General features: G+C 71.2%; 20 protein-coding genes. 12 read left to right on the top strand and 8 right to left on the bottom strand.

Annotated elements, in window-relative coordinates; all coding sequences use genetic code 11:
• The first annotated feature begins 232 nt into the window (after positions 1–232).
• Positions 233–718 carry a CAP domain-containing protein gene (locus AB0B58_RS37180; protein ID WP_360234144.1) on the top strand — a complete coding sequence of 162 codons (486 nt, stop codon included), beginning with the start codon at positions 233–235 and terminating at the stop codon, positions 716–718.
• A gap of 79 nt (positions 719–797) precedes the next feature.
• Here AB0B58_RS37180 and AB0B58_RS37175 read toward each other — a convergent pair whose 3' ends face one another.
• Entirely contained in the window at positions 798–1178 is a 381-nt protein-coding gene (locus AB0B58_RS37175; protein WP_360234141.1) for a hypothetical protein, read from the bottom strand.
• Positions 1171–1785: a pyridoxamine 5'-phosphate oxidase family protein gene (locus tag AB0B58_RS37170; RefSeq protein ID WP_360234138.1), complete on the bottom strand. Its 615-nt coding sequence runs from the start codon at positions 1783–1785 to the stop codon at positions 1171–1173. Before AB0B58_RS37170 ends, AB0B58_RS37175 begins: the two co-directional genes overlap by 8 nt.
• 96 nt (positions 1786–1881) lie before the next feature.
• Here AB0B58_RS37170 and AB0B58_RS37165 point away from each other — a divergent pair, with 96 nt between their 5' ends.
• Positions 1882–3345: a protein adenylyltransferase SelO family protein gene (locus tag AB0B58_RS37165; protein WP_360234135.1), complete on the top strand. Its 1464-nt coding sequence runs from the start codon at positions 1882–1884 to the stop codon at positions 3343–3345.
• A gap of 90 nt (positions 3346–3435) precedes the next feature.
• On the opposite strand, the gene AB0B58_RS37160 is transcribed toward AB0B58_RS37165, so the two are convergent.
• A complete protein-coding gene (locus AB0B58_RS37160; protein WP_360234132.1) occupies positions 3436–4083 on the bottom strand; it encodes a DUF4360 domain-containing protein in 648 nt (215 codons plus the stop codon).
• Between the two features lie 485 nt (positions 4084–4568).
• Here AB0B58_RS37160 and AB0B58_RS37155 point away from each other — a divergent pair, with 485 nt between their 5' ends.
• The 3 genes from AB0B58_RS37155 to AB0B58_RS37145 all read left to right on the top strand — a co-directional run bounded on the left by AB0B58_RS37155 (position 4569) and on the right by AB0B58_RS37145 (position 8943).
• Positions 4569–5222, top strand: a complete 654-nt coding sequence (locus tag AB0B58_RS37155) for a DUF4360 domain-containing protein (RefSeq protein WP_360234129.1) — start codon at positions 4569–4571, stop codon at positions 5220–5222.
• Between the two features lie 589 nt (positions 5223–5811).
• Positions 5812–8142: a response regulator gene (locus AB0B58_RS37150; RefSeq protein ID WP_360234126.1), complete on the top strand. Its 2331-nt coding sequence runs from the start codon at positions 5812–5814 to the stop codon at positions 8140–8142.
• Positions 8143–8286: 144 nt separating this feature from the next.
• The gene (locus AB0B58_RS37145; protein ID WP_360234123.1) at positions 8287–8943 is read left to right on the top strand and encodes a cellulase family glycosylhydrolase; all 657 of its coding nucleotides are present in this window, start codon (positions 8287–8289) and stop codon (positions 8941–8943) included.
• Here the strand turns inward: AB0B58_RS37145 and AB0B58_RS37140 are convergent.
• The 3 genes from AB0B58_RS37140 to AB0B58_RS37130 all read right to left on the bottom strand — a co-directional run bounded on the left by AB0B58_RS37140 (position 8940) and on the right by AB0B58_RS37130 (position 10789).
• Positions 8940–9746, bottom strand: coding sequence for an ATP-binding protein (locus AB0B58_RS37140; protein WP_360234120.1), 807 nt, complete (start codon positions 9744–9746; stop codon positions 8940–8942). The two genes, AB0B58_RS37145 and AB0B58_RS37140, sit on opposite strands and share 4 nt — an antisense overlap.
• Positions 9747–9912: 166 nt before the next feature.
• Entirely contained in the window at positions 9913–10527 is a 615-nt protein-coding gene (locus tag AB0B58_RS37135; RefSeq protein WP_360234117.1) for an NAD(P)-binding domain-containing protein, read from the bottom strand.
• A 109-nt stretch (positions 10528–10636) separates the two neighbouring features.
• Positions 10637–10789 carry a hypothetical protein gene (locus AB0B58_RS37130; protein ID WP_360234114.1) on the bottom strand — a complete coding sequence of 51 codons (153 nt, stop codon included), beginning with the start codon at positions 10787–10789 and terminating at the stop codon, positions 10637–10639.
• Between the two features lie 319 nt (positions 10790–11108).
• On the opposite strand from AB0B58_RS37130, the gene AB0B58_RS37125 reads away from it, so the two are divergent.
• Positions 11109–12116 (top strand): LacI family DNA-binding transcriptional regulator, encoded by a 1008-nt coding sequence (locus AB0B58_RS37125; protein ID WP_360234111.1) that lies wholly within the window; start codon positions 11109–11111, stop codon positions 12114–12116.
• A gap of 129 nt (positions 12117–12245) precedes the next feature.
• Here the strand turns inward: AB0B58_RS37125 and AB0B58_RS37120 are convergent, their stop codons facing one another.
• Both AB0B58_RS37120 and AB0B58_RS37115 read right to left on the bottom strand, forming a co-directional pair.
• Entirely contained in the window at positions 12246–12689 is a 444-nt protein-coding gene (locus AB0B58_RS37120; protein ID WP_360234108.1) for a hypothetical protein, read from the bottom strand.
• Positions 12690–13665: 976 nt separating this feature from the next.
• Complete coding sequence (locus AB0B58_RS37115; protein WP_360234105.1) at positions 13666–13896, bottom strand: hypothetical protein; 231 nt, start codon at positions 13894–13896, stop codon at positions 13666–13668.
• A gap of 192 nt (positions 13897–14088) precedes the next feature.
• Here AB0B58_RS37115 and AB0B58_RS37110 point away from each other — a divergent pair, with 192 nt between their 5' ends.
• The 6 genes from AB0B58_RS37110 to AB0B58_RS37085 all read left to right on the top strand — a co-directional run bounded on the left by AB0B58_RS37110 (position 14089) and on the right by AB0B58_RS37085 (position 20329).
• Positions 14089–15036 (top strand): ABC transporter substrate-binding protein, encoded by a 948-nt coding sequence (locus tag AB0B58_RS37110; protein WP_360234101.1) that lies wholly within the window; start codon positions 14089–14091, stop codon positions 15034–15036.
• 184 nt (positions 15037–15220) lie between these two features.
• Positions 15221–16588 carry a DUF1996 domain-containing protein gene (locus AB0B58_RS37105; protein ID WP_360234098.1) on the top strand — a complete coding sequence of 456 codons (1368 nt, stop codon included), beginning with the start codon at positions 15221–15223 and terminating at the stop codon, positions 16586–16588.
• Between the two features lie 68 nt (positions 16589–16656).
• A complete protein-coding gene (locus AB0B58_RS37100; protein WP_360234095.1) occupies positions 16657–17292 on the top strand; it encodes a GntR family transcriptional regulator in 636 nt (211 codons plus the stop codon).
• A 31-nt stretch (positions 17293–17323) separates the two neighbouring features.
• On the top strand, positions 17324–18985 hold the full coding sequence (gene atzF, locus AB0B58_RS37095) for an allophanate hydrolase (protein WP_360234092.1): 1662 nt from the start codon (positions 17324–17326) through the stop codon (positions 18983–18985).
• The gene (locus AB0B58_RS37090) at positions 18982–19674 is read left to right on the top strand and encodes a cysteine hydrolase family protein (protein WP_203709315.1); all 693 of its coding nucleotides are present in this window, start codon (positions 18982–18984) and stop codon (positions 19672–19674) included. Before atzF ends, AB0B58_RS37090 begins: the two co-directional genes overlap by 4 nt.
• A gap of 1 nt (position 19675) precedes the next feature.
• The gene (locus AB0B58_RS37085; RefSeq protein WP_360234088.1) at positions 19676–20329 is read left to right on the top strand and encodes an isochorismatase family cysteine hydrolase; all 654 of its coding nucleotides are present in this window, start codon (positions 19676–19678) and stop codon (positions 20327–20329) included.
• Positions 20330–20331 lie beyond the last annotated feature (2 nt).

The following is a 20331-nucleotide window of genomic DNA, read 5'->3' as shown; positions in this document are numbered from 1 at the left end:
CCAACCCGATCTTCAACGTCAAGATCGCCTGACCCACACCACCCCAGCACGACCCCACGAGCCGCCCGGCCACCAGCCGGGCGGCTCGACCGCGTTCCAGGGTGTGCGCTGTGGTCGGCAACCGATCGGCGACCATCAGGCACCCACTCTGCTATGAGAACTCCCGGAATACCGCCGACGAGAACAGTGAACCTGGCGGCAGGCCAGGCACCGAACTCCGAAGGGGACTTCCTTGAGCTCGTTCCGCCGCATCGCCCTGGCCGCCGTCATCGTCCCCGTCGCGATCGGCGCGGCCGCGTTCGCCTCCCCGGCCGTAGCGGCCCCGGCGCGGGCGTCGGAGCAGTCCCTGCAGGCCGACATCGTCCGCCTCACCAACGCGCAGCGCACCGCCAAGGGCTGCTCCGCCGCCACGGTCAACGCACAGCTCACCGCCGCCGCCCGCGGCCACAGCAGCTGGATGGCGCAGACCGGCACGTTCTCGCACACCGGCCGCGACGGCTCGAGGTTCACGACCCGCGTCAAGGACGCCGGGTACGCCCGCCCCTCCAGCGAGAACATCGCCATGGGATACCGCTCCGCCAGCGAGGTCGTCAACGGCTGGATGAAGAGCTCCGGCCACCGCGCCAACATCCTCAACTGCAAGTCCAAGACCATCGGCGTCGGCGCCGTCTACAACGCCAAGGGCACCGCCTACTACACCCAGGTGTTCGGCTTCTGAGCCGACCGGAACCGACACAGCGCCCCCGCCGATCCCCCTGCGGCGGGGGCGCTGTGTCGTTTCCGAACGGGGGCGGCCCTCAGGGGCCGCCCCCGTTCGCTCGGAGGTCCGAATGGGCGGTGCGCAGGGCGTCCAGGTGAGCGTCCGCGCCCGGCGGGGACAGCCGGTCCAGCTCCTGCCATGCCTGCTCGAGCGCCCGCTCCAGCCCGGCGTGCTGGTGCCTGAGCTCGGCACGCAGCTTCTCGATGCGGCGGATCCAGCCCGCCGCCGCCTCGTTGCCCCGCTCCGGCCCGGCCTCGGCGATGCCGACGATCGCGGCCAGCGGCCGGCCGCCCTCGGTGACCACAGTGGTCTGCCGGGTGAGGCCGGCGAGCCGGGCCAGCTGCACGAATCGGGTGCGCGCCTCGGCCAGCGACAGCTCCAGCCTCGGGTGCGGAATCGGGGCGGCGGGTTCAGCCATGCCCCCGATGATGCCGGTCACCTGTGACATTTTCCCGGCCGTCGGCCGTCCCCGGCGTCGCGAAGATCGGCTGCCCGTCGATGCTGACGGCGTTCTTCACCCGGCGATACTCCGCGAGATCCTCGTCGGTACGCCGCTCGTGCGCCCGCACCAGCAGGTCACGGTCGCCCTCTAGGGCCATCAACGGCACGGCGTAGCCGCACGAGTCGCTGACCCGGCTGACGTCGACGTCGATGACCGCGCGGACACCGTGCAGGTCCGGCGGCGCCGGGAAGGACCGCACCAGCGCGGCGTGGTCCGGGTCGGTGACCGGCACGGCGCGGCCCCGGCCGTGCAGCCGCACGATGTTCGGGGGCCCCTGGAAGGCGCAGAACATCAGCGTGATCCGCCCGTTCTCCCGAAGGTGGGCGATGGTCTCCGCGCCGCTGCCGTGGTAGTCCAGGTATGCCACCCGGTGCTCGCCGAGCACCACGAACGTGCCCGCCATGCCCTTGGGCGAGACGTTGACGTGCCCGCCCGGTCCCGACGGCGCGGTGGCCACGAAGAACATCGGCTGCGCCTCGATGAAGTCGCGCAGCCGCCCGCCGATCCGCTCATGCACCTTCATGACGGCCATCCTCGCCGATCCGGGCGAGGCCGGCCGGCGCGATTCCCACTCCGCGGTCCGCCGGCCGCCGCACGCGGCCCACGTACGCTCGAGGGCGTGAGCATCGCACCGGCACCGGCCGTGACCCTCGGCAACCGCTTCGCGCGCGAGCTCCCGGAGATGGCGGTCCCCTGGCAGGCCGCGGAGCCGCCCGAGCCGCGGCTGCTCGTGCTCGACGAGCCGCTGGCCGGCGAGCTGGGCCTCGATCCCGCCTGGCTGCGCGGCCCCGACGGCGTCCGCCTGCTGGTCGGCGCGGCCGTCCCCGGCGGCGCCACCCCGGTGGCGCAGGCCTACGCCGGGCACCAGTTCGGCGGGTTCGTCCCGCGGCTGGGCGACGGGCGCGCGCTGCTGCTCGGCGAGCTCGTCGACGGCGGTGGCCGGGTCCTCGACCTGCATCTCAAGGGCTCCGGGCGCACCCCGTTCGCGCGCGGCGGCGACGGCCTGGCCGCGGTCGGCCCGATGCTGCGCGAGTACGTCGTCAGCCGGGCCATGCACGCCCTCGGCATCCCCACCACCCGCTCCCTCGCCGTGGTGGCGACCGGGCGCACGGTGCGCCGCGAGACCCCGCTGCCGGGTGCCGTGCTCGCCCGGGTCGCCGGCAGCCACCTGCGCGTCGGGAGCTTCCAGTACGCCCGGGCCACGGGCGACGCCGACCTGCTGCGCCGCCTCGCCGACCACGCGATCGACCGGCATCACCGGCCCGCGGCCGGGGCCGAGCGCCCGTACCTCGCCCTGTTCGAGGCGGTGGTCGCCGCGCAGGCGGCGCTGGTGGCCCGCTGGATGCTCGTGGGGTTCGTACACGGCGTCATGAACACCGACAACATGACGATCTCGGGCGAGACCATCGACTACGGGCCGTGCGCGTTCATGGAGGCCTTCGATCCGGCCGCGGTCTACAGCTCGATCGACCACGGCGGGCGCTACGCGTACGGCAACCAGCCGGCGGTGGCCGAATGGAACCTCGCCCGGCTCGCCGAGTCCCTCCTGCCACTGCTCGATGACGACCAGGAGCGGGCGGTCGCGCTCGCCACGGAGTCCCTCGGCGGGTTCCGCACCCGGTTCGACGCCGCCCTGTCGTCCGGCAGGCGGGCCAAGCTCGGCCTGCCCGGCGGCCTCGCCGACGCGGTGGTCGGGCCGCTGGTCGAGGAGCTGCTCGCGCTGCTGCACGCGGGCCGGGTCGACCACACCTCGTTCTTCCGCGCACTCGCCGTCGCCGCCCGCGGGGACGCCGGGCCCGCGCGTCGCCTGTTCACCGACTCCGCGGCGGTCGGCGACTGGCTGGCTCGCTGGCTCGCCCTCGGCCCGGACGCCGACGCGATGGACCGGGTCAACCCGGTGTACATCCCCCGCAACCACCTCGTCGAGGACGCCCTGGCCGCCGCGGCCGAGGACGACCTCGAGGAGCTCCGGCGGCTGCTGGGCGCCGTGACGGCCCCCTTCGACGAGCGCACCGGCCTCGAGCGCTACGCCGCTCCCGCGCCGCCGGACTTCGGCGACTACCGGACCTTCTGCGGCACCTGAGGCGGCTCGGCGGTCGGGGAGACCCGCACAGGGTGGCCGAGGGTCGCCGGGTCTGGCCGGCAACCCTCGGCACCGTCGTACCCGGTCGGGCTACGGGCACTCCCTCCAAGCGAAGTGGTACGTGGTGGAGATGCTGCCGTCGGTGGAGTCCATCGTCAGGAAGCTGGCATCCGTCGACGTGCCCTTGGCGACCCGCAGCTCGGTGTTGATGTTGAGGTTGCGCAGCTCCCCGCACGGGTGCCAGACAACCGCGGCGACCGGGACCTCGTCGCTGGCGAACCAGTTGTCGTCCAGCGGCGCCGCGACCGGGTGTACGGAGAAGGTGCTCTGGGTCATGCCCTGGAAGTAGTAGTTGGCCCGCTGTGAGGCGGTGGCGCCCCGCTGCAGCAGCCCGTACCCGCGGTAGTCCACCTTGGTGATGGCGAAGGTGAAGCCCTGCGGGACGTGGACCAACACGTTCAGCTGGCAGTTCTTGCGGCCTTCGGTGGTGGGAATGCCCGGTCCGGCCTGGGCCAGGTATTCGCTGTAGATCGCGGTGAAGGCGGTGTTGTCCGGCGAGACCGCGACGTCGGCCGTACCGGGCCGGCAGCCGGAGCCGGCCATGGCCACCAGGTCGATGACGATGTGGTCTGACGGCGGGTCGTCCAGGATGTTTCCGGCTGAGGCGGGCGACCCCACGATCAACGAGGAGGCTATCAACGCCAGTACGGCTCCCCCACGCACCAACAATTTACGCATGGAACTCCCTTCGATGTGAAACAACGATGCGCACGCGGGTCGATGCTATGGGTCTACATTGAGGTCGGTCAATGGGCCTCGATTTAGTCGCATTGCGCGGTAATTGGATGGCGCCATACAGGCTCTTCGGGCATTTTCGCCAGGTCGCGTAAAGCAGCACAATGCATCTTAAGGATATTTCGGGCGACATGCTCGGTTGAAAGGACCGAAATATCCATGCAATTATCCGCGAATCGTCCCGACTACGGAGCGCCAGGGCCCCTCAACTCGGCGTACGCAGGGATCACTCAAGATCGATCATCGTCGATGCTTGTGCGTGAGGTGCCCGCTGGCTAACATTCCCTGCGGAACGTGGATGTGGCTGTATTGACAGAATAGCCGACACATTTGGCGGACATCTTCCCGGTACATCCGTGTCCGGGCAATTCAGCGATGAGGCACGCGCGATCACCGGCAGAAATTGAGCTGCAATCGAGAGGAATACGATGACCAAAAGCCTCGCCGGCGCGAGACAAGGGATTCTCGCCGTACTCAGTACGGTCCTTGCGCTGTCGCTGTCCACGCCGGCACACGCCGCCGCTCCCGCGGCGGCCGCCACCGTCCCGGACGGGAACATCACGCTCGAGGTGATAGCCGCCAACGGCTCGGGCTGCGCGCCCGGGACCGCCGCGGTGATCGCCAACTCCGACAGGTCGGGCTTCCGGATCAGGTACTACGACTTCGTGGCCGAGGCGGGCGGCAACGCCGACCCGACGGACCGTCGCAAGAACTGCCAGGTCGGCGTCCTCGTGACCGTCCCCGCTGGATGGACCTTCGCCATCGCCGAGGCGGAGTACCGCGGCCGGGCCCGGCTCTACTCCGGCGCGTGGGCGCTGCAGCGCACGAACTACTACTGGCAGGGCTCCTCCACCAGCAGCAGCACCGAGGAGACGTTCGCCGGTCCGCTTCAGGGCTACTGGGAGACCAGGGACGTGGCACCCGTGCTGGTCTACACGCCCTGCTCGGCGCAGAAGGTCCTGAACATCAACACCGAGCTGCGGGTGGACGCCGGCTCGTCGGGCAGCAAGAGCAGCATGTCGATGAGGTCGAGTGAAGGCGACGTCGACACCCTCTTCAACTTCAGCTGGACGCGGTGCTGACACCGTGACCCGCCGCTGAGGCACATCCGATGATCACGAAGGGCTCCGCGGAGCCCTTCGTGATCGTTGCTCCGGCCCGCCCGATCCGATCCACCCTGAACACGTTAGTGAGTCGGGAAGGCGCTGCGCCAGCAGCGTGAGCGAGGCTTCCACGGCGACCGGCGACCGGCGACCGGCGACCGGCGGCCCGCCGAGCCCCGTCAGCGAGGTCGCCTGCGTCAGCGCGGCGACGCGTGCCTCCGGGTCCGGGTCGCCGGAGAACACGCGCGCGAGCCAGGAACCGGTCGCGGCGCCGTCGCCCGCGCGCCGGGCGAGCTCCCCCGACCGGGCCCAGGATGGCCGTGCTCCCACGCCACATCCTCGACGCCGGCGAGAACATCCGCGGACACAGCCATGACACCGGATCATGCCGGCCGCGTGACCGGCCTTCGCCCGGCCCGCCGGGTCGCGAAAGGTCCGACCGTTCCGTCGAGGCACCTGCTTCGCCCCGTTTTTTCACCTTATATGTTGTTGTTAACAGCGTGCACGTGGTTGGTGGCTGTCGGCGCGGCCGGCACCAGCGGGACGACTGCCGGGACTGGGGGTCTTCGTGCGTTGGTTCAATGACCTGTCGATTGCTCTGAAGATCTACGCGGCGGTGCTGGTTGCGGTGGTGGCCGGCAGCGTCGTCGGCGTGGTGGGCCTGCAGAAGCTGGCGGCAACGGCGGCCGCGTCGGAGTACCTCTACAGCCAGACCCTCGTGCCGGTGGCGCAGCTCGGCACGGTTCAGCAGCAGGTACAACGATCGTGGGTGGCGCTGCTCGACACCCTCATCGCCGCCGACTCCACGGACCGGCTCACCGACCTGCAGTCGATGTCCGCCGCCGACGCCGAGACCGACCGGGTGTTCGCCGGGTACACCGCCACGGACATGACCGGGCGCGAGGAGGCGGTGGCACAGTTCCGCGCCTCCCTGGCGACGCTTCGCAAGGTCCGCGACGAGCAGCTGGTGCCGCTGGCCGTGAGCGGCGACGTGCGCGGCTTCCAGCAGGTGGTCGACCAGGTCGCGCGGCCGGCGTTGAACACCGCCACCGCCGCGCTGGAGGACCTCGTGATGATCGAGAGCACGGTGGCGGTCGAGAAGCGCGCGGCGACGGCGGCGGCGTACGAGTCGGCACGCATCCAGATGATCGCGGTGTGGCTGGCGGGGGTGCTGCTGGCCTTCGGGCTGGCGTACCTGATCGTGCGCGGCATCATGACGACCCTGGCGGCGGTGGCGCGGGTGACCATGGCCCTGGCCGCGGGGCACTCGACGGTCAGCACCGGGGTGTCCGGCCGCGACGAGCTGGGCCGGATGGCGATGGCCCTGGACAGCGCCGTGGTACACCGCGACCAGCTCACCGACGAGCTGTCGGCCACGGTGACCGCCCTGCGCGCGGCGAGCGCGGCCAAGAGCGAGTTCCTGGCCAACATGAGCCACGAGCTCCGCACGCCGCTGAACGCCATCATCGGGTTCAGCGACCTCATGCGCACGGAGCCCACCGTCGGCCAGAACAGCATGGTGCCGACCGAGTGGATCCACCACATCCACTCCAGCGGCAGCCACCTGCTCGGGCTGATCAACGAGATCCTCGACCTGGCCAAGGTCGAGTCCGGCCAGGTCGACCTGCACCGGGAGCCGGTGTTCCTGCCGGAGGCCGTCGCCGAGGTCGTCGCGTCGCTGCGCGCGCTCTCGGAACACAAGGAGCTCGAGGTGACCGTGGCGGTCGCCTCGTTGTCGGTGCAGGCGGACCGGATGCGGCTACGGCAGATCGTGACGAACCTGCTCTCCAACGCCATCAAGTTCACCCCCGTCGGCGGGCGGATCTTCCTGGCCGGCCGGCGGGTCGGCGCCGAGGTCGCACTCAGCGTGGCCGACACCGGGCCGGGCATCGCCGCCGAGGATCATCATCGGGTCTTCGAGGAGTTCCAGCAGGCCGGCGAGCAGGGCGCCCGCGCGCAGGGCACCGGGCTCGGCCTGGCGCTCACCCGCCGGCTCGTACACGCACACCGCGGGCGCCTGGAGCTGGAATCCGAACTCGGCCACGGCGCCAAGTTCACGGTCTACCTGCCGGTGGCGCAGTCCTTGGCGACCGGCGCGGGAACCGGCACCTCCGGATCGGGCGCGACCGGGATCCTGATCATGGAGGACGACGACGCCGCCGCCCGCATGCTGTCCGACTACCTCGAATCGGCGGGTTACGACGTACGCGTCGCCGCGAGCGGTGAGCAGGGGCTCGCCATCTCCCGGGCGTACACGCCGGAGGCCGTCCTGCTGGATCTGCAACTGCCCGGCATGGACGGCTGGGAGGTCCTGACCGCGCTGAAGGGCGACGAGCAGCTCCGGCACATCCCCGTGGTCATCATCAGCGTCGGCGGACCGAGGGCGATCGGCATGGCGCTGGGCGCGGTCGACTACTTCGTCAAGCCCCTCAGCCGGCCGGCGCTGCTGAGCTGGCTGGCGCGCCACGGACTCGTCCCGGCGACGACCGACCGGACCCTCGACATCCTCGCGATCGACGACGACCCGCACAGCCTCGAGATCATCGACGCCAGCCTGACCGCGGAGGACATCCGGGTGCTCCGGGCCACGAACGGCACCGAGGGCCTCATCCTCGCCCGCAGCCACCGGCCCGACCTCATCATCTGCGATCTGCTCATGCCCGGCATGGACGGATTCGACGTCGTCGCCGCCCTGCACGGCGACCCGGCCACCAGCGGGATCCCCGTCGTGATCCTGACCGCGCACACCCTCACCACGGCCGACAAGGCCCGGCTCAGCGCCAAGATCATCACTGCCATGCCGCAGGGGCAGGCCACCACCAGCCTGCCGGAGCTGGCCCGGCTCGTCGGAGAACTCACCGGGCGAACGGCCAAGCATCACGAATCCCTGAGCGTGTAGGAACGCCGGTCGCCTTGTCCCGGGTCGGGACATTGACCTACGCTGATCTCCGTCGCGAGCCGGGCAGCCATCGTCGGGCCCATGCGTGTGGGCCGGACGCTTCCTGCCCCCATCCCCGGGGCCTCTCTCGCTCTGAGGTAGCTCATGAAGAGACGACTCGCCATCCTGTGCGTAGCCCTGCTCGCCATCGCCGCCTCGATGGTGGTGTTCTCCACGCCGGCGTCAGCGGCCGTGGGACTCCAGAGCGCGCTGGTCGGCCAGGAGAGCCATGTCGTGATCAACATCGGCAACGAGCCGATCGGCAACACCGACGCCGGACAGTGGACCGGCGCGACAACCGGCGCCATCCAGAAGATGCGCAGCAACGGATTCGAGCACCTGATCATGATCGACGCCCCCAACTGGGGACAGGACTGGCAGTACGTCATGCGGGACAACGCGCAGACCGTGCTGAACGCCGACAGCCTGCACAACACCGTGCTGTCGATACACATGTACGACGTGTTCAGCACGCCCGCGAGCATCACCGGCTATCTCGACCGTTTCCAGGCCGCGGGCTGGCCGCTGGTCATCGGCGAGTCCGGGTGGCAGCGCTCGTCCGGCAACGTCGATCACGAGACGGTACTGGCCGAATCGGTCTCCCGGGGGCTGGGGTACCTGGGCTGGTCCTGTTCCGGGAACACCGACCCGTACCTGGACATGGCGACCGGCTTCGACCCGGCACAGCTGACCACCTGGGGCCAGCGGATCTTCAACGGCGCCAACGGCATCAGGGCCACCGCCCGGGAGGCCACCTCCTAGGGCACCGGGCGGACGATCGCCCACACCACCTTGCCGTCACAGGCCGGCATGGCACCCCAGGCACTGGCCCGGGCGTCCACCACCCGCAGGCCCTCGCCGAACCCCCGCACGGTCGCGCCACGGTCGTCGGCGGCCGGATCGAGCACGCCCGGCAGCCGCGGGTCGCCGTCGCGTACCCCGAGGTAGATGCCGGCACCGCGGCGCGACACCGTGACCGCCATGTCGGTGCCGGTGTGCTCGACCGCGTTCGTCACCAGCGCCGAGATGACCTTCCGGCTGGTGTCCACCAGGTTCGGCAGGCCCCAGGCATCGCAGGCGACGGTGACCAGGTCGCCGGCGGCGCCGGCCGAGGCCGGCTCCGGGCGCAGGCGGCTCAGGTACAGGCGATCGGTCAGCCGCATCCGGCCGGCGACGGCGGCGCGGGCCTGCGCGACGGTGACGAAGATGGGCAGGTGGCGTACGGCGCCGAGTCTGCGCAGCCGGCTGGCCAGCTGCCTGGTCGGCGGCATGGTCAGCACGAGCTGAGCCGACGGCTGCAGGGCGCTCGCCGCCCGGGCGTTGGCGAGCCACACGCCGGCGCTCGCGGCGTCCAGATCGCTGAGATCGTGCAGGTCGACGATGATCGCAGAGGGGCGCTCCGCCATGCACCCCCGCAGCAGGGCGTGTACATCGAGGCACATCCGGCGGCTCCACCGGCCGTGCACCGCGATCTCGATCACCGAATTGTCGGCGGCCCGGGTGACCGACAGGCCCGTTTCGGCCTGCTCGTCCCCGCTGAACACGTACGGAGGCTCGACCTCCATATCGCTTCTTCTCCCCTGATCAATGCCCCGTTTCATGCCTCATCGGGCAGTCTGGAACGTCTGACGGCAGGCGGTCAATAACGGTGGCCGCTTACGCCCGAGCGTCATCCGATAGAGAACCTCGAACTCATGCAGCAGCCAGGATGCAGTGCACCCGGCGCGGTGGCTATCGCCCGCTCGAGACGGCTTCCGCGAAGACGGCGGTCGCGTCCGCGACGTCGACCTCGAGCATCTGCAGGGGCCCGCCGGTCTCGGTCAGGCAGGCGTTGGTCACCCCGCCGGCGAAGAACGGCGCGAAACCGATGTCCTCGATCAGCCGGGTGGCCGCGTCGCGTGCCGCCCGGTGGTCGGTGCAGATGAACTCCGCCAGCAGCGGATCCCGGCCCCGGCGACGCCGGAGCACGCTGGGCGAGCACGTGTTGAACGCCTTGACCCACTGGGCATCGGGTGCCCAGTCCGCCAGCGTCTCGATTCCGCTGTGGCCCTCCGGCACGGCGCGCTCGTACCCATGCTCCCGGGTCCAGATCACCGGGTTGGTCGCGTCCAGCACCGGCTTTCCGGTCATGGCGCCCGCGGTCGCGTCGATCAGCGAGTGCGCGGACGCCCAGTCGGGCGCGAAAAGTACGACATCACCGAAGTCGGCGGCGTCCGTCGCCGTGACGACGCGCATGAGTCCCTGATCGGCCGCGGGCGCGCTGACGACGACGTCGTGACCAGCCTGCTCCCACCACTCGGCCAACGATCCGCCCAGCTCACCACCGCCGATGATTCCGATCCGCATGACGGAATTCTCCCTCCGCGGTAAGCGCGGCGAGAGGCAAACGCTTGAACGGGCGGCGCCGGGCCGTCCGGGGTGGCGTCCCGCGCACCCCGGCCGGCGCCCGCGTCCCTTACGAGTCGAGGTTGATCAGCGTGATCACCAGCAAGAACGGGATGGCCAGCCCGACGATGGCCATCGGCCGCTGCAGCAGGCGCGGGCCCGGCTGCATCGGCGGGCGGCTGGGGCCGTACGGGTTCGGCTGCGGCGGCGCCAGGTTCGCCACCTTGCCGCGCTTGAAGAGGTTGATCAGAACTGCATCAGCACGATGAGGCCCCGGTGCCCGCGGAAGGTGACCGGCGCGGCGGGCACGCTGCCGCACATCCGGCAGGAGGAGACGGCGAGCTGCGCGTCGGGGACCTGCGTCATGGACGGTTGCTCTGAATAGGACACGTTTTCCTCGACTCGATACGGTGGCGAAGCCGCGTCAGGCTACTCGCCGGTCTCCGGCCCGCCGCGGCGGTGGCGACGCCGATTGGGGCGGCCCGGCGCAGGTCCGCGCATTGCCGGGCGATTCCGGCACCACCGCGCGGTAGGTTCTGCACATGCCCCGGCAGCGCCCCGTCACCATCCGCGACGTCGCCGCGCTGGCCGGCGTCTCGGTGGGCACCGCCTCGAAGGCGCTCAACGGCCGCGGCTCGCTGCGCGCGGACACGATCGACCGGGTCCGGCAGGCCGCGGCCGGCCTCGGCTTCCGGCCGAACCCGGCGGCGCGCAGCCTGCACGCCGGGCGCACGTACACGGTCGGCATGATCACCACGGACACCATCGGGCGGTTCAGCATCCCGCTGCTGATCGGCGCGGAGGGCACGCTGGGCGCCGGGCAGATCTCCGTCCTGCTCTGCGACGCACGCGACGACCCGGTCCGCGAACAGCACCACCTCAAGGTCCTGCTCAGCCGCCGCGTCGACGGCATCATCGTCACCGGCCGCCGCACCGGAACCCGCCCGCCGGTCGGCGACACCCTCGGCGTGCCGGTCGTCTACGCCTTCGGGGCATCGGCCGATCCGTGCGACTGCTCGATCGTGCCCGACGAGGCGAGCGGCGCGCGCCAGGCCGTTGAGCACCTGCTCACCACCGGCCGACGGCGCTTCGCGCACGTCACCGGCCCGGAACACCACCAGTCCGCCCGGGTACGGGCGCAGGCGACCGCCGCGCGCCTGGCGGAGGCGGGCACGCCGCTGGTGGCCGCGCCGTTGTTCGGGGAGTGGAGCGAGGCGTGGGGCCGGCAGGCCGTCGGAGTCCTGCTCGCACAGGGCGCCGGGTTCGACGCGGTGATCGGCGGCAACGACCAGATCGCCCGGGGTGTCGCGGACGCGCTGCGTGAGGCGGGCCTCCGGGTGCCGGCGGAGGTGGCGCTGACCGGCTTCGACAACTGGGACGTCATGGCGCTGGCCAGCCGGCCGGCGCTCACCAGCATCGACATGGACCTGGAGGGCCTCGGCCGGGCCGCGGCCGAGCTGCTGCTGAGGGCCATCGACGACGACCCCGCACCCGGGCTGCACACCCACCCGGCGAAGCTGGTCATCCGGAACTCCACCGTCGCGGCGTGACGGCGCCGCCCGGCTCCGGCCAGGGAGACGACAACGGGCCACACCCGGTCTCGGGTGTGGCCCGTCTGGTGCCGCCGGCCTCGTCGTCGGTACGCCGGCCGCCGGCGGCCGTCCGTCGGTCAGTCGGTGCTAGCCGCGGGGCCCGCCGCCACCCTGGTGGGGACGACCGCCGCCACCGCCGTGGTGGTTGTTGTCGTTGTTGTTCCAGCCGCCACCGCCGTGGTTGTTGTCGTTGTCGTTGTTGTTCCAGCCGCCACCGCCGTGGTTGTTGTCGTTGTTCCAGCGCCACCCGACCCACAGGCCCCAGCGGCCCCAACGGGTCCGCTGGCAGTAGAAGTAGTCCCAGCGGTCCCGCCACTCACCGCGACGTCCCGCCCACTGGCACTCACGCCTCGAGCGGAAGGTGCCGATGAAGCGCTCGCGAGGAGCCTTCGTACCCTGCTCGACGCTCTGCGTGGTGGCAGCGGTCCCCTGCGGCGCCGCGGCAGCCGGGGCCGACGGACCGACAGCGATGGTCGCTCCGGCGACCAGGGCCATTCCGGCCATGGTCAGCATTCGTGTTGCCTTACTCATGAAACCACCTTTTCTCGGCAGATCAATTGCTTGATCAACACAAACACAATCGGGCACCCGAATTCGCAGATTACGTCGACGTTAACCCGATTAGGTGATTCCGCGTGTCGGGCCCACGTGGACCGGGAAACCCGAGGGTAATTCCGGGCAATTGGGCCCTATCCGCCGGGCGGACGATCGGTTCTGGCCGACCGGGTTACAAGATCAGACCTTTCGGTTGATAAGAAATCCACAACCGATCGCCACCGCGCGTGCTATTGCGATCGGACAACCTATTCAGAACCCCACCCGCCGCGCCACAGAGGCGAACCAGCAGCGCGACGGCGAACCGGAGGGTCCGCCATTTCCGACGGCGATGTCCTCACCGGGGCGGCGGAATACCGTCAGGTGGTGGCGTGGCAAGCGAAACGAGGCGGCCGAAAATCGACTGCCCGCGATTGTCCCGCCAACGACACGCCGCCGATTTCCGCTCCTAAAACAATATTTGCTCGGCAAACTCGCAAGTCGTACGGATTGCCGGGGGAGGTTCGATCCCGCGGGGCGCCGGTGGTACCGGCGATACCCGATCGCCGCGCAATAAACAGCGATGCGCCGCAAAACGCCGACGACCGCCGGATAACCTCCGGCGGGTCGCCGAAAATGTTCTAATGGCGCGCCGCCGCGGGAGCCTCGAATGAAGGCACTGCCGGCGCCGGTTCAGCTCCTCCGGCCGGGGCGCGGCACCGGGAAGCGGCTAGCCGCCGCCGGCAGCAGCGCCCGGGCTACACCGCCGCGGCTCCCGGGTCCGCTCCGCGTCCGGCACGCGCACCGCGGCGCAGCCCTCGAGCACCAGGCGGCGCAGGCCGTCGTGGCGGAGCAGGCGCAGCGGGTCCCCCTGTTCGTGTACCTGCGGTACAGCGCGCTGAGGCCGGCGAGGAGCACCCAGCGGGCGGCCTCGGGAATCTGCGGTCCACTTCGTACCGTGGTGCCGCGGGGGTCAGGTCAGGGTGCGGCCGTGCCGGACCGCCGGGCCGGGATGCTCCGGGAGATACACCACCTCGGCGATCTGCACCCCGAGTTCGTCGAGCCGACCGAGCACATCGGACAGCGCGGACTGATCGGGCAACTCGCCCCGCAGCACCGTCTGCGGCTGGGCGGACAGCAGCGGAAAGGCGGCGAGCAGCTCGTCGGAGAGATGTCCGGCCACCCGGATCAGGTAGTTGGTCACGGGCCGAGCCTGCCGTGTCCCGGCGCACCGCGCCTCATCCGGTACGGACGAAAGGGGGTTCGTCCCCTGTGGTGGGTTGGGCCGTCCGGGTAGACATCGACATCTGTCCGTTCCGCCCGCACCCTCGATGCGGAGGACGGGGTACGGTTCGCCGGGCACACCCCCGCGTCGATGACCTCAGGAGTGCACAGGATGCGTCGGATTCTCGCCGCTGCCGCCGTGGCGGCGACGCTGTTCGCGGCGTACGCCTGCACGTCGGACGACAGGTCCGAACGCGCGGGCACCCGGATCAGCGTCGGTGTCATCCCGATCGTCGACGTGGCGCCGGTCTACCTCGGCAGGCAGAAGGGCTTCTTCAGCCGCCGGGGCATCGATCTCACGCTGGTGCCCGAGCAGGGCGGCGCGCCGATCGTCAAGGGCGTGCTCGCCGGCCGCTACCAGTTCGGCTTCAGCAACGCGACCTCGCTGATGGCGGCGCAGTCCGAGGGCGCGCCGCTCAAGGCGGTGGCGAACGGGGTCGCCTCGACCGGGCGACCCGGCCGGGACTTCTCCGCCGTCGTCGTCTCCGACGGCAGCCCGATCCGCTCGGCGAAGGACCTGGCGGGCAAGCGGATCGCCGTCAACACCCTGCGGAATCTGGGCGACACCACCGTGCGGCAGTCGGTGCGCCGGGCCGGCGGGAACCCGACCGGCATCCGGTTCGAGGCGATGCCGTTCTCCGAGATGCCGTCCGCGTTGCAGGCCCGGCAGGTCGACGCCGCGTGGGTGGTGGAGCCGCAGCTCTCCGAGGCGCTGACCCAGGGCGGCCAGGTGGTGGCGTCCAACCTCGTCGACACCGCACCGGACCTGACGGTGGCCATGTACTTCACCAGCCGCCCGATCATCGCCGGCGACCCGGACCTGGTCGCCCGCTTCGCCGAGGCGGTGAACGAGTCGCTGCGCTACGCCGTCGGGCACCCGGAGGAGATCCGCGCGACGGTCGGCACGTACACGCAGATCAACGACACGGTGCGGACGGCGATGATCCTGCCGAACTGGCCCAACGACATCAACCGGGCGTCGCTGGAGCGGCTGGCCACGCTCGGCCGCGAGGACGGGATCTTCACCCGGTCGCCCACGCTGGATCAGCTCCTGCCCTGACCGGGCGGGGAAACGCTTCCCCGGGAACGCGCATGTTTCCGCAGATGACGCCCAGAATCCCGTCGCAGGCATCGAGAAAGCGCTTCCCCAGCGGCATACTCCGGGGCACCCCGAACGACCGACCGGCCCTCCCCAGCCGATCCCCCATCGCGGCGAGGGCGGTCCCGTCCCCCGAAGGATCGCCATGCACAGATCCCCGAACCCCGGCACGCGGACGTTGCTCGCCGCGGCACTCACCACCGTCCTGACCGGCGCGCTCTGCTTGGCGGTCGCCGGCACCGCGGCGGCGGCCACGACCGTCGTACAGGCCGAGGCGTACGCCGCGCAGTCCGGCGTGCAGCTCGAATCGACCGGCGACACCGGTGGCGGCCAGAACGCCGCCTACCTGGCAACCGGCGACTGGATGCGCTACGACGGCGTCGACCTCGGCGCGGCCGGCGCGCTGACCGTTGCCGCGCGGGTCTCCTCGGCCGTCGGCACCGGCAGCGTCGAGCTGCGCACCGGGTCGGCGACCGGGCCGCTACTCGCCCAGTTCCCGATCACCGCGACCGGCGGCTGGCAGAACTGGGTCACGCTGACGGCCACGGCCGCGACCCATCCGACCGGCGCGCAGACCGTCTTCGCGGTCATGCGGAACACCGGCCCCGGCGACTTCGTCAACATCAACTGGTTCTCGTTCGGCTCCGGCGGCACCCCGGGCCACGGCTGGGTCCCCATCGACCAGGTCAGGTGGAACGCCCAGCTCGCCGAGTTCCGGGCGATGACGCCGCGGCCGGTGCCCGCAAACTCCGTGCGCGTGCCCGAGTTCAACGCGTCCTGCCTCTACAGCCACTCGAGGCCGGACGACCCGATCGTCTTCCCGGGCATGGCCGGGGCGTCGCACATGCACAGCTTCATCGGCAACGACGGCACCGACGCCAACACCACCACGGACACGTTGCTGCGCAACGCCGGCACGAGCTGCCGGCCGGCCGAGGACCTCTCGGCGTACTGGATTCCCAGCCTCTACGAGCGCGGCCAGGTCGTCGAGCCCAAGGACGTGGTCGTCTACTACGGCTCGCGGCTGACGAACGCGGCCGCCACGGTGCCGTTCCCGCAGGGTTTCCGGATGATCGCCGGTGACGCCCGGCTGCAAGCGCCCACCCCGGCCGGCTCGGTCAACCAGTTCTACTGCGCCGGCGCGGGCGGCGAGATCGGCCGGAGCGCGGACGGCAACTGGCCGCGGTGCGCGCCGGGCGCGACGCTGATGTTCCAGCTCGTCTTCCCGGACTGCTGGGACGGCGTGCACCTGGACAGCCCGACGCACAAGGCGCACGTCGCGTACACCTACGACGGGACCTGCGGCGGGGCCTTCCCGGTCGCCATCCCGTCGATCTCGTTCCTGATCGCGTACCCGACCAGCGGCTCGGCGGACGGCTTCCAGCTCTCCTCCAAGATGGCGTCGTCGATGCACGGCGACGCGTTCCTGGCCTGGGACAACGCCGCACTCGGGCACCGCGTGAAGAACTGCGTCGTCCAGCGGGCCAAGTGCAACACCGCCGGCGACTTCTGATCCGTACGCCGTAAGCGCCGACCGGAGCCGGTCGGCGCTTTGCGGTGCGGTGCTGGCACACTCGAGGCGTGGGCGACGAGGAGCTGGAGAGTCACAGCCTCGTCGACCTCGCCGTCGACCGGCTCAGCCGCGAGATTCTCAGCGGACGCACCGACCCCGGCGAGCGCCTCGTCGAGGAGCAGCTGACCCGCAGGCTGGGCATCAGCCGGGCGCCGCTGCGCGAGGCGTTGCGGCTGCTGGCCCAGCAGGGGCTCGTGGAGCACATCCCGCGGCGGGGCGTCCGGGTCGCGACGCTCTCCGACGACGACGTCCGCGAGCTCTACGAGGTCCGCGACGTCCTCGAGCGGCACGCCGTCGCGTCCATCCCGCCGGGCGCGGACCTCTCCGCGGTGCGGGCCGCGCTCGAGGTGATGCGCAAGGCGACCGAGGCGGGCGACCGGCTGGCGATCGCCGACGCGCACCGGCACTTCCACGTCGCGGTGGTCGCGCTCGGCGGCAACCGTCAGCTGTCCGCGCTGTACGAATCGGTGCTGGTCCGGCTCCAGCTCTACATGGCGGTCAATCTGCGCCGCGAGGCCGAGGTCGCCGAGCCGTCCGACGGCGTGCACCGCCACGAGCGCCTGCTCGCGGCGGTCGCTCAAGGTGACACAAATGCCATCGTTTCGGCACTGAGCGCGCACGGGGCCCGCACCTACCTGCCCTAGATCACGCCGCGACATCTGCCCGTTACCTGACGTGGACTCGACCGAAACAGAACGGTCGACAATCGACAGAATGAACGAAGTCTTCCAGCGCATCCGTGACCGCGGCGACGACGGAGTCTGGATCGGCACCGTCAAAGAGGAGGACCTGCGGGCCCGGGCGGCCGCCGTGCACGCCGATCTCCCCCTGGCCGGGCTCACCTTCGCCGTCAAGGACAACATCGACGTCGCCGGGATGCCGACGACCGCGGCCTGCCCCGACTTCGCCTACGTTCCGGAGCGGACCGCCCCCGTCGTGCAGCGGCTGCTCGACGCCGGCGCGCTGCTGGTCGGCAAGACCAACATGGACCAGTTCGCCACCGGGCTGACCGGAGCCCGGTCGCCGTACGGGACGCCGGAGAGCGTCTTCGGCGGCGGACTGATCTCCGGCGGCTCCAGCTCCGGCTCGGCGGTCGCGGTCGCCGCCGGGCTTGTCGACTTCTCCCTCGGCACCGACACCGCCGGCTCCGGACGGGTGCCCGCGGCACTCAACGGGATCGTCGGCGTCAAGCCGACCCGGGGGCTGCTCAGCACCGCGGGGGTCGTACCGGCCTGCCGCTCGCTCGACTGCGTGTCGATCTTCGCGCCGGACGTCACCCGGGCCGCTGCCGTCCTGCGGGTGGCGCGGGGCCCGGCCGCCGGCGACGCGTGGGGCCGCACCGGCTCGTACCCGCTGCGGAACCCGGCCGAGTTGCGCATCGGCGCGGCCCGCAGCCTCGACTTTTTCGGCGACGCCGGCCAGGAGAAGGCGTTCGCCGCCGGGCTCGACCGGTTCGGCCGCGACGTCCGGGCCGTTGACGTCGAGCCGCTGCTCGAGGCGGGCGACCTGCTCTACCGCGGTCCGTGGGTGGCCGAGCGGCTGGCCGACCTCGGCGACTTCCTGAGCGCGCATCCCGGCTCGGTGCTGCCGGTGACGCGCCAGGTGCTCGAGACCGGCCTGCGGTACACCGCGGCCGACGCCTGGCGGGGCCTGCACCGGCTGCAGGAGCTGAAGGCGTGGACCGGGCGGCTCTTCGAGACCGTGGACGTACTGGTCCTGCCGACCGTGGCGACGACGTACACACACGCCGAGATCGCCGCCGACCCCATCGGCCGGAACCTGAACCTGGGCCGGTACACGCAGTTCGCGAACCTGCTCGACCTCGCCGCGGTGACCGTGCCGAACGGATTCACCGCGGACGGCCGGCCCGCCAGCCTGACGCTGTTCGGCCCGGCCTTCAGCGACGACACCCTCGCCCTGCTCGCCGAGGAGCTGGGCAGGACGCAGGACCTCATGACCGTCGCCGTCGTCGGGCTGCACCTGCGTGGCGAGCCGCGCAACGCCGAACTGACCGACCGCCGGGCGACGCTGATCGGCGCGGCCCGCACGGCGCCCTGCTACCGGCTGTACGCCCTGCCCTCGGGCGCGCCGGGCCTGGTCCGCGACGACACGGGCGCCGCCATCGACATCGAGCTCTGGCAGCTACCGGCCGCGACCGTCGGCAGCCTGCTCGCCGGCATTCCCGCACCCCTGTCGCTCGGCCGGATCGTGCTGGCCGACGGCACCGAGGTGACCGGCTTCCTCTGCGAGGCCTACGCGGTCGCCGCGGCACAGGACATCACCGCCAGCGGCGGCTGGCGGGCACACCGTTCCGCACCGGAAAGGCAGGACACATGACCGCCATCATCGGCCCCGTAAAGGCCACCCCTTATCTATGGCCCTACGACGGCTCGGTTCCGGTCGAGCGCACCGCCTTGATCTGCATCGACTGGCAGACCGACTTCTGCGGCCCCGGCGGCTACGTCGAGTCGATGGGCTACGACATCGCGCTCACCCGGGCCGGCCTGCCGGCCACCGCGCGGCTGCTCGCACACGCCCGCGGCCTGGGCATGCTCGTCGTGCACACCCGCGAGGGCCACGACCCCGACCTGTCCGACCTGCCGGCCAACAAGCGGTGGCGCTCGGCGCAGGTCGGCGCCGAGATCGGCGCGCCGGGACCGTGCGGCCGCATCCTGGTCAAGGGCGAGCCGGGCTGGGAGATCGTGCCCGAGGTCGCCCCGGTGGCCGGCGAGGTGATCGTCGACAAGCCCGGCAAGGGCGCCTTCTACGCGACGAATCTCGACCTCGTCCTGCGTACCCGCGGCATCACGCACCTGATCCTGACCGGGATCACCACCGACGTCTGCGTGCACACGACCATGCGGGAGGCCAACGACCGCGGCTACGAATGCCTGATCCTCTCCGACTGCACCGGCGCCACCGAGGCGTCGAACCACGCCGCCGCGCTGCACATGGTCACCATGCAGGGCGGCGTGTTCGGCTGCGTGTCCACCTCGGACGACGTCATCGCCGCGACGGAGGCCTGAGATGCCGACGGTCGAGGCACAGCCCGCACCCTTCACGTTCGCACCTGAGAGCACCGCGCTGCTGGTCATCGACATGCAGCGGGACTTCCTCGAGCCCGGCGGCTTCGGCGAGAGCCTCGGCAACGACGTCTCCCAGCTGCGCCGCACGATCGCACCGCTCGCGGCCTTCATGACCACCTGGCGGGCCGCCGGCCTGCCGATCATCCACACCAGGGAGGGCCACCTGCCCGACCTGACCGACTGCCCGCCCGCCAAGCTCGAACGCGGCGCGCCCAGCAAGCGCATCGGCGACCCCGGCGCCTTCGGCCGCATCCTCATCCGCGGCGAGTACGGCCACGACATCATCGACGAGCTGCGGCCGGCCCCGGGCGAGGCCGTCGTCGACAAGCCCGGCAAGGGCGCCTTCTACGCCACCGAACTTCAGGAACTGCTCGACAAGGGCGGCATCCGCAGCCTGCTCGTGGCGGGCGTGACGACCGAGGTGTGCGTGCACACCACGGTGCGCGAGGCCAACGACCGCGGCTACGAATGCCTCGTGCTCGCCGACTGCGTCGGCTCCTACTTCCCCGAGTTCCAGCGGGTCGGCCTGCAGATGATCGCCGCACAGGGCGGCATCTTCGGCTGGGTCGCCGATTCCACCTCCGTGCGTCTCTAGGA

It is taken from the genome of Actinoplanes sp. NPDC049118, assembly GCF_040648555.1.
GTDB lineage: Bacteria > Actinomycetota > Actinomycetes > Mycobacteriales > Micromonosporaceae > Actinoplanes.
Note: the sequence above shows the minus strand (reverse complement) of the source record. Positions and strands in the feature narration are given on the sequence as shown.

Bases quoted from the DNA above. Each gene is read 5' to 3' on its own strand.
- AB0B58_RS37175 (WP_360234141.1), bottom strand. From the start codon at position 1,178: ATGGCTGAACCCGCCGCCCCGATTCCGCACCCGAGGCTGGAGCTGTCG.
- AB0B58_RS37170 (WP_360234138.1), bottom strand. From the start codon at position 1,785: ATGAAGGTGCATGAGCGGATCGGCGGGCGGCTGCGCGACTTCATCGAG.
- AB0B58_RS37160 (WP_360234132.1), bottom strand. From the start codon at position 4,083: ATGCGTAAATTGTTGGTGCGTGGGGGAGCCGTACTGGCGTTGATAGCC.
- AB0B58_RS37155 (WP_360234129.1), top strand. From the start codon at position 4,569: ATGACCAAAAGCCTCGCCGGCGCGAGACAAGGGATTCTCGCCGTACTC.
- AB0B58_RS37145 (WP_360234123.1), top strand. From the start codon at position 8,287: ATGAAGAGACGACTCGCCATCCTGTGCGTAGCCCTGCTCGCCATCGCC.
- AB0B58_RS37140 (WP_360234120.1), bottom strand. From the start codon at position 9,746: ATGGAGGTCGAGCCTCCGTACGTGTTCAGCGGGGACGAGCAGGCCGAA.
- AB0B58_RS37135 (WP_360234117.1), bottom strand. From the start codon at position 10,527: ATGCGGATCGGAATCATCGGCGGTGGTGAGCTGGGCGGATCGTTGGCC.
- AB0B58_RS37125 (WP_360234111.1), top strand. From the start codon at position 11,109: ATGCCCCGGCAGCGCCCCGTCACCATCCGCGACGTCGCCGCGCTGGCC.
- AB0B58_RS37120 (WP_360234108.1), bottom strand. From the start codon at position 12,689: ATGAGTAAGGCAACACGAATGCTGACCATGGCCGGAATGGCCCTGGTC.
- AB0B58_RS37110 (WP_360234101.1), top strand. From the start codon at position 14,089: ATGCGTCGGATTCTCGCCGCTGCCGCCGTGGCGGCGACGCTGTTCGCG.
- AB0B58_RS37105 (WP_360234098.1), top strand. From the start codon at position 15,221: ATGCACAGATCCCCGAACCCCGGCACGCGGACGTTGCTCGCCGCGGCA.
- AB0B58_RS37090 (WP_203709315.1), top strand. From the start codon at position 18,982: ATGACCGCCATCATCGGCCCCGTAAAGGCCACCCCTTATCTATGGCCC.
- AB0B58_RS37085 (WP_360234088.1), top strand. From the start codon at position 19,676: ATGCCGACGGTCGAGGCACAGCCCGCACCCTTCACGTTCGCACCTGAG.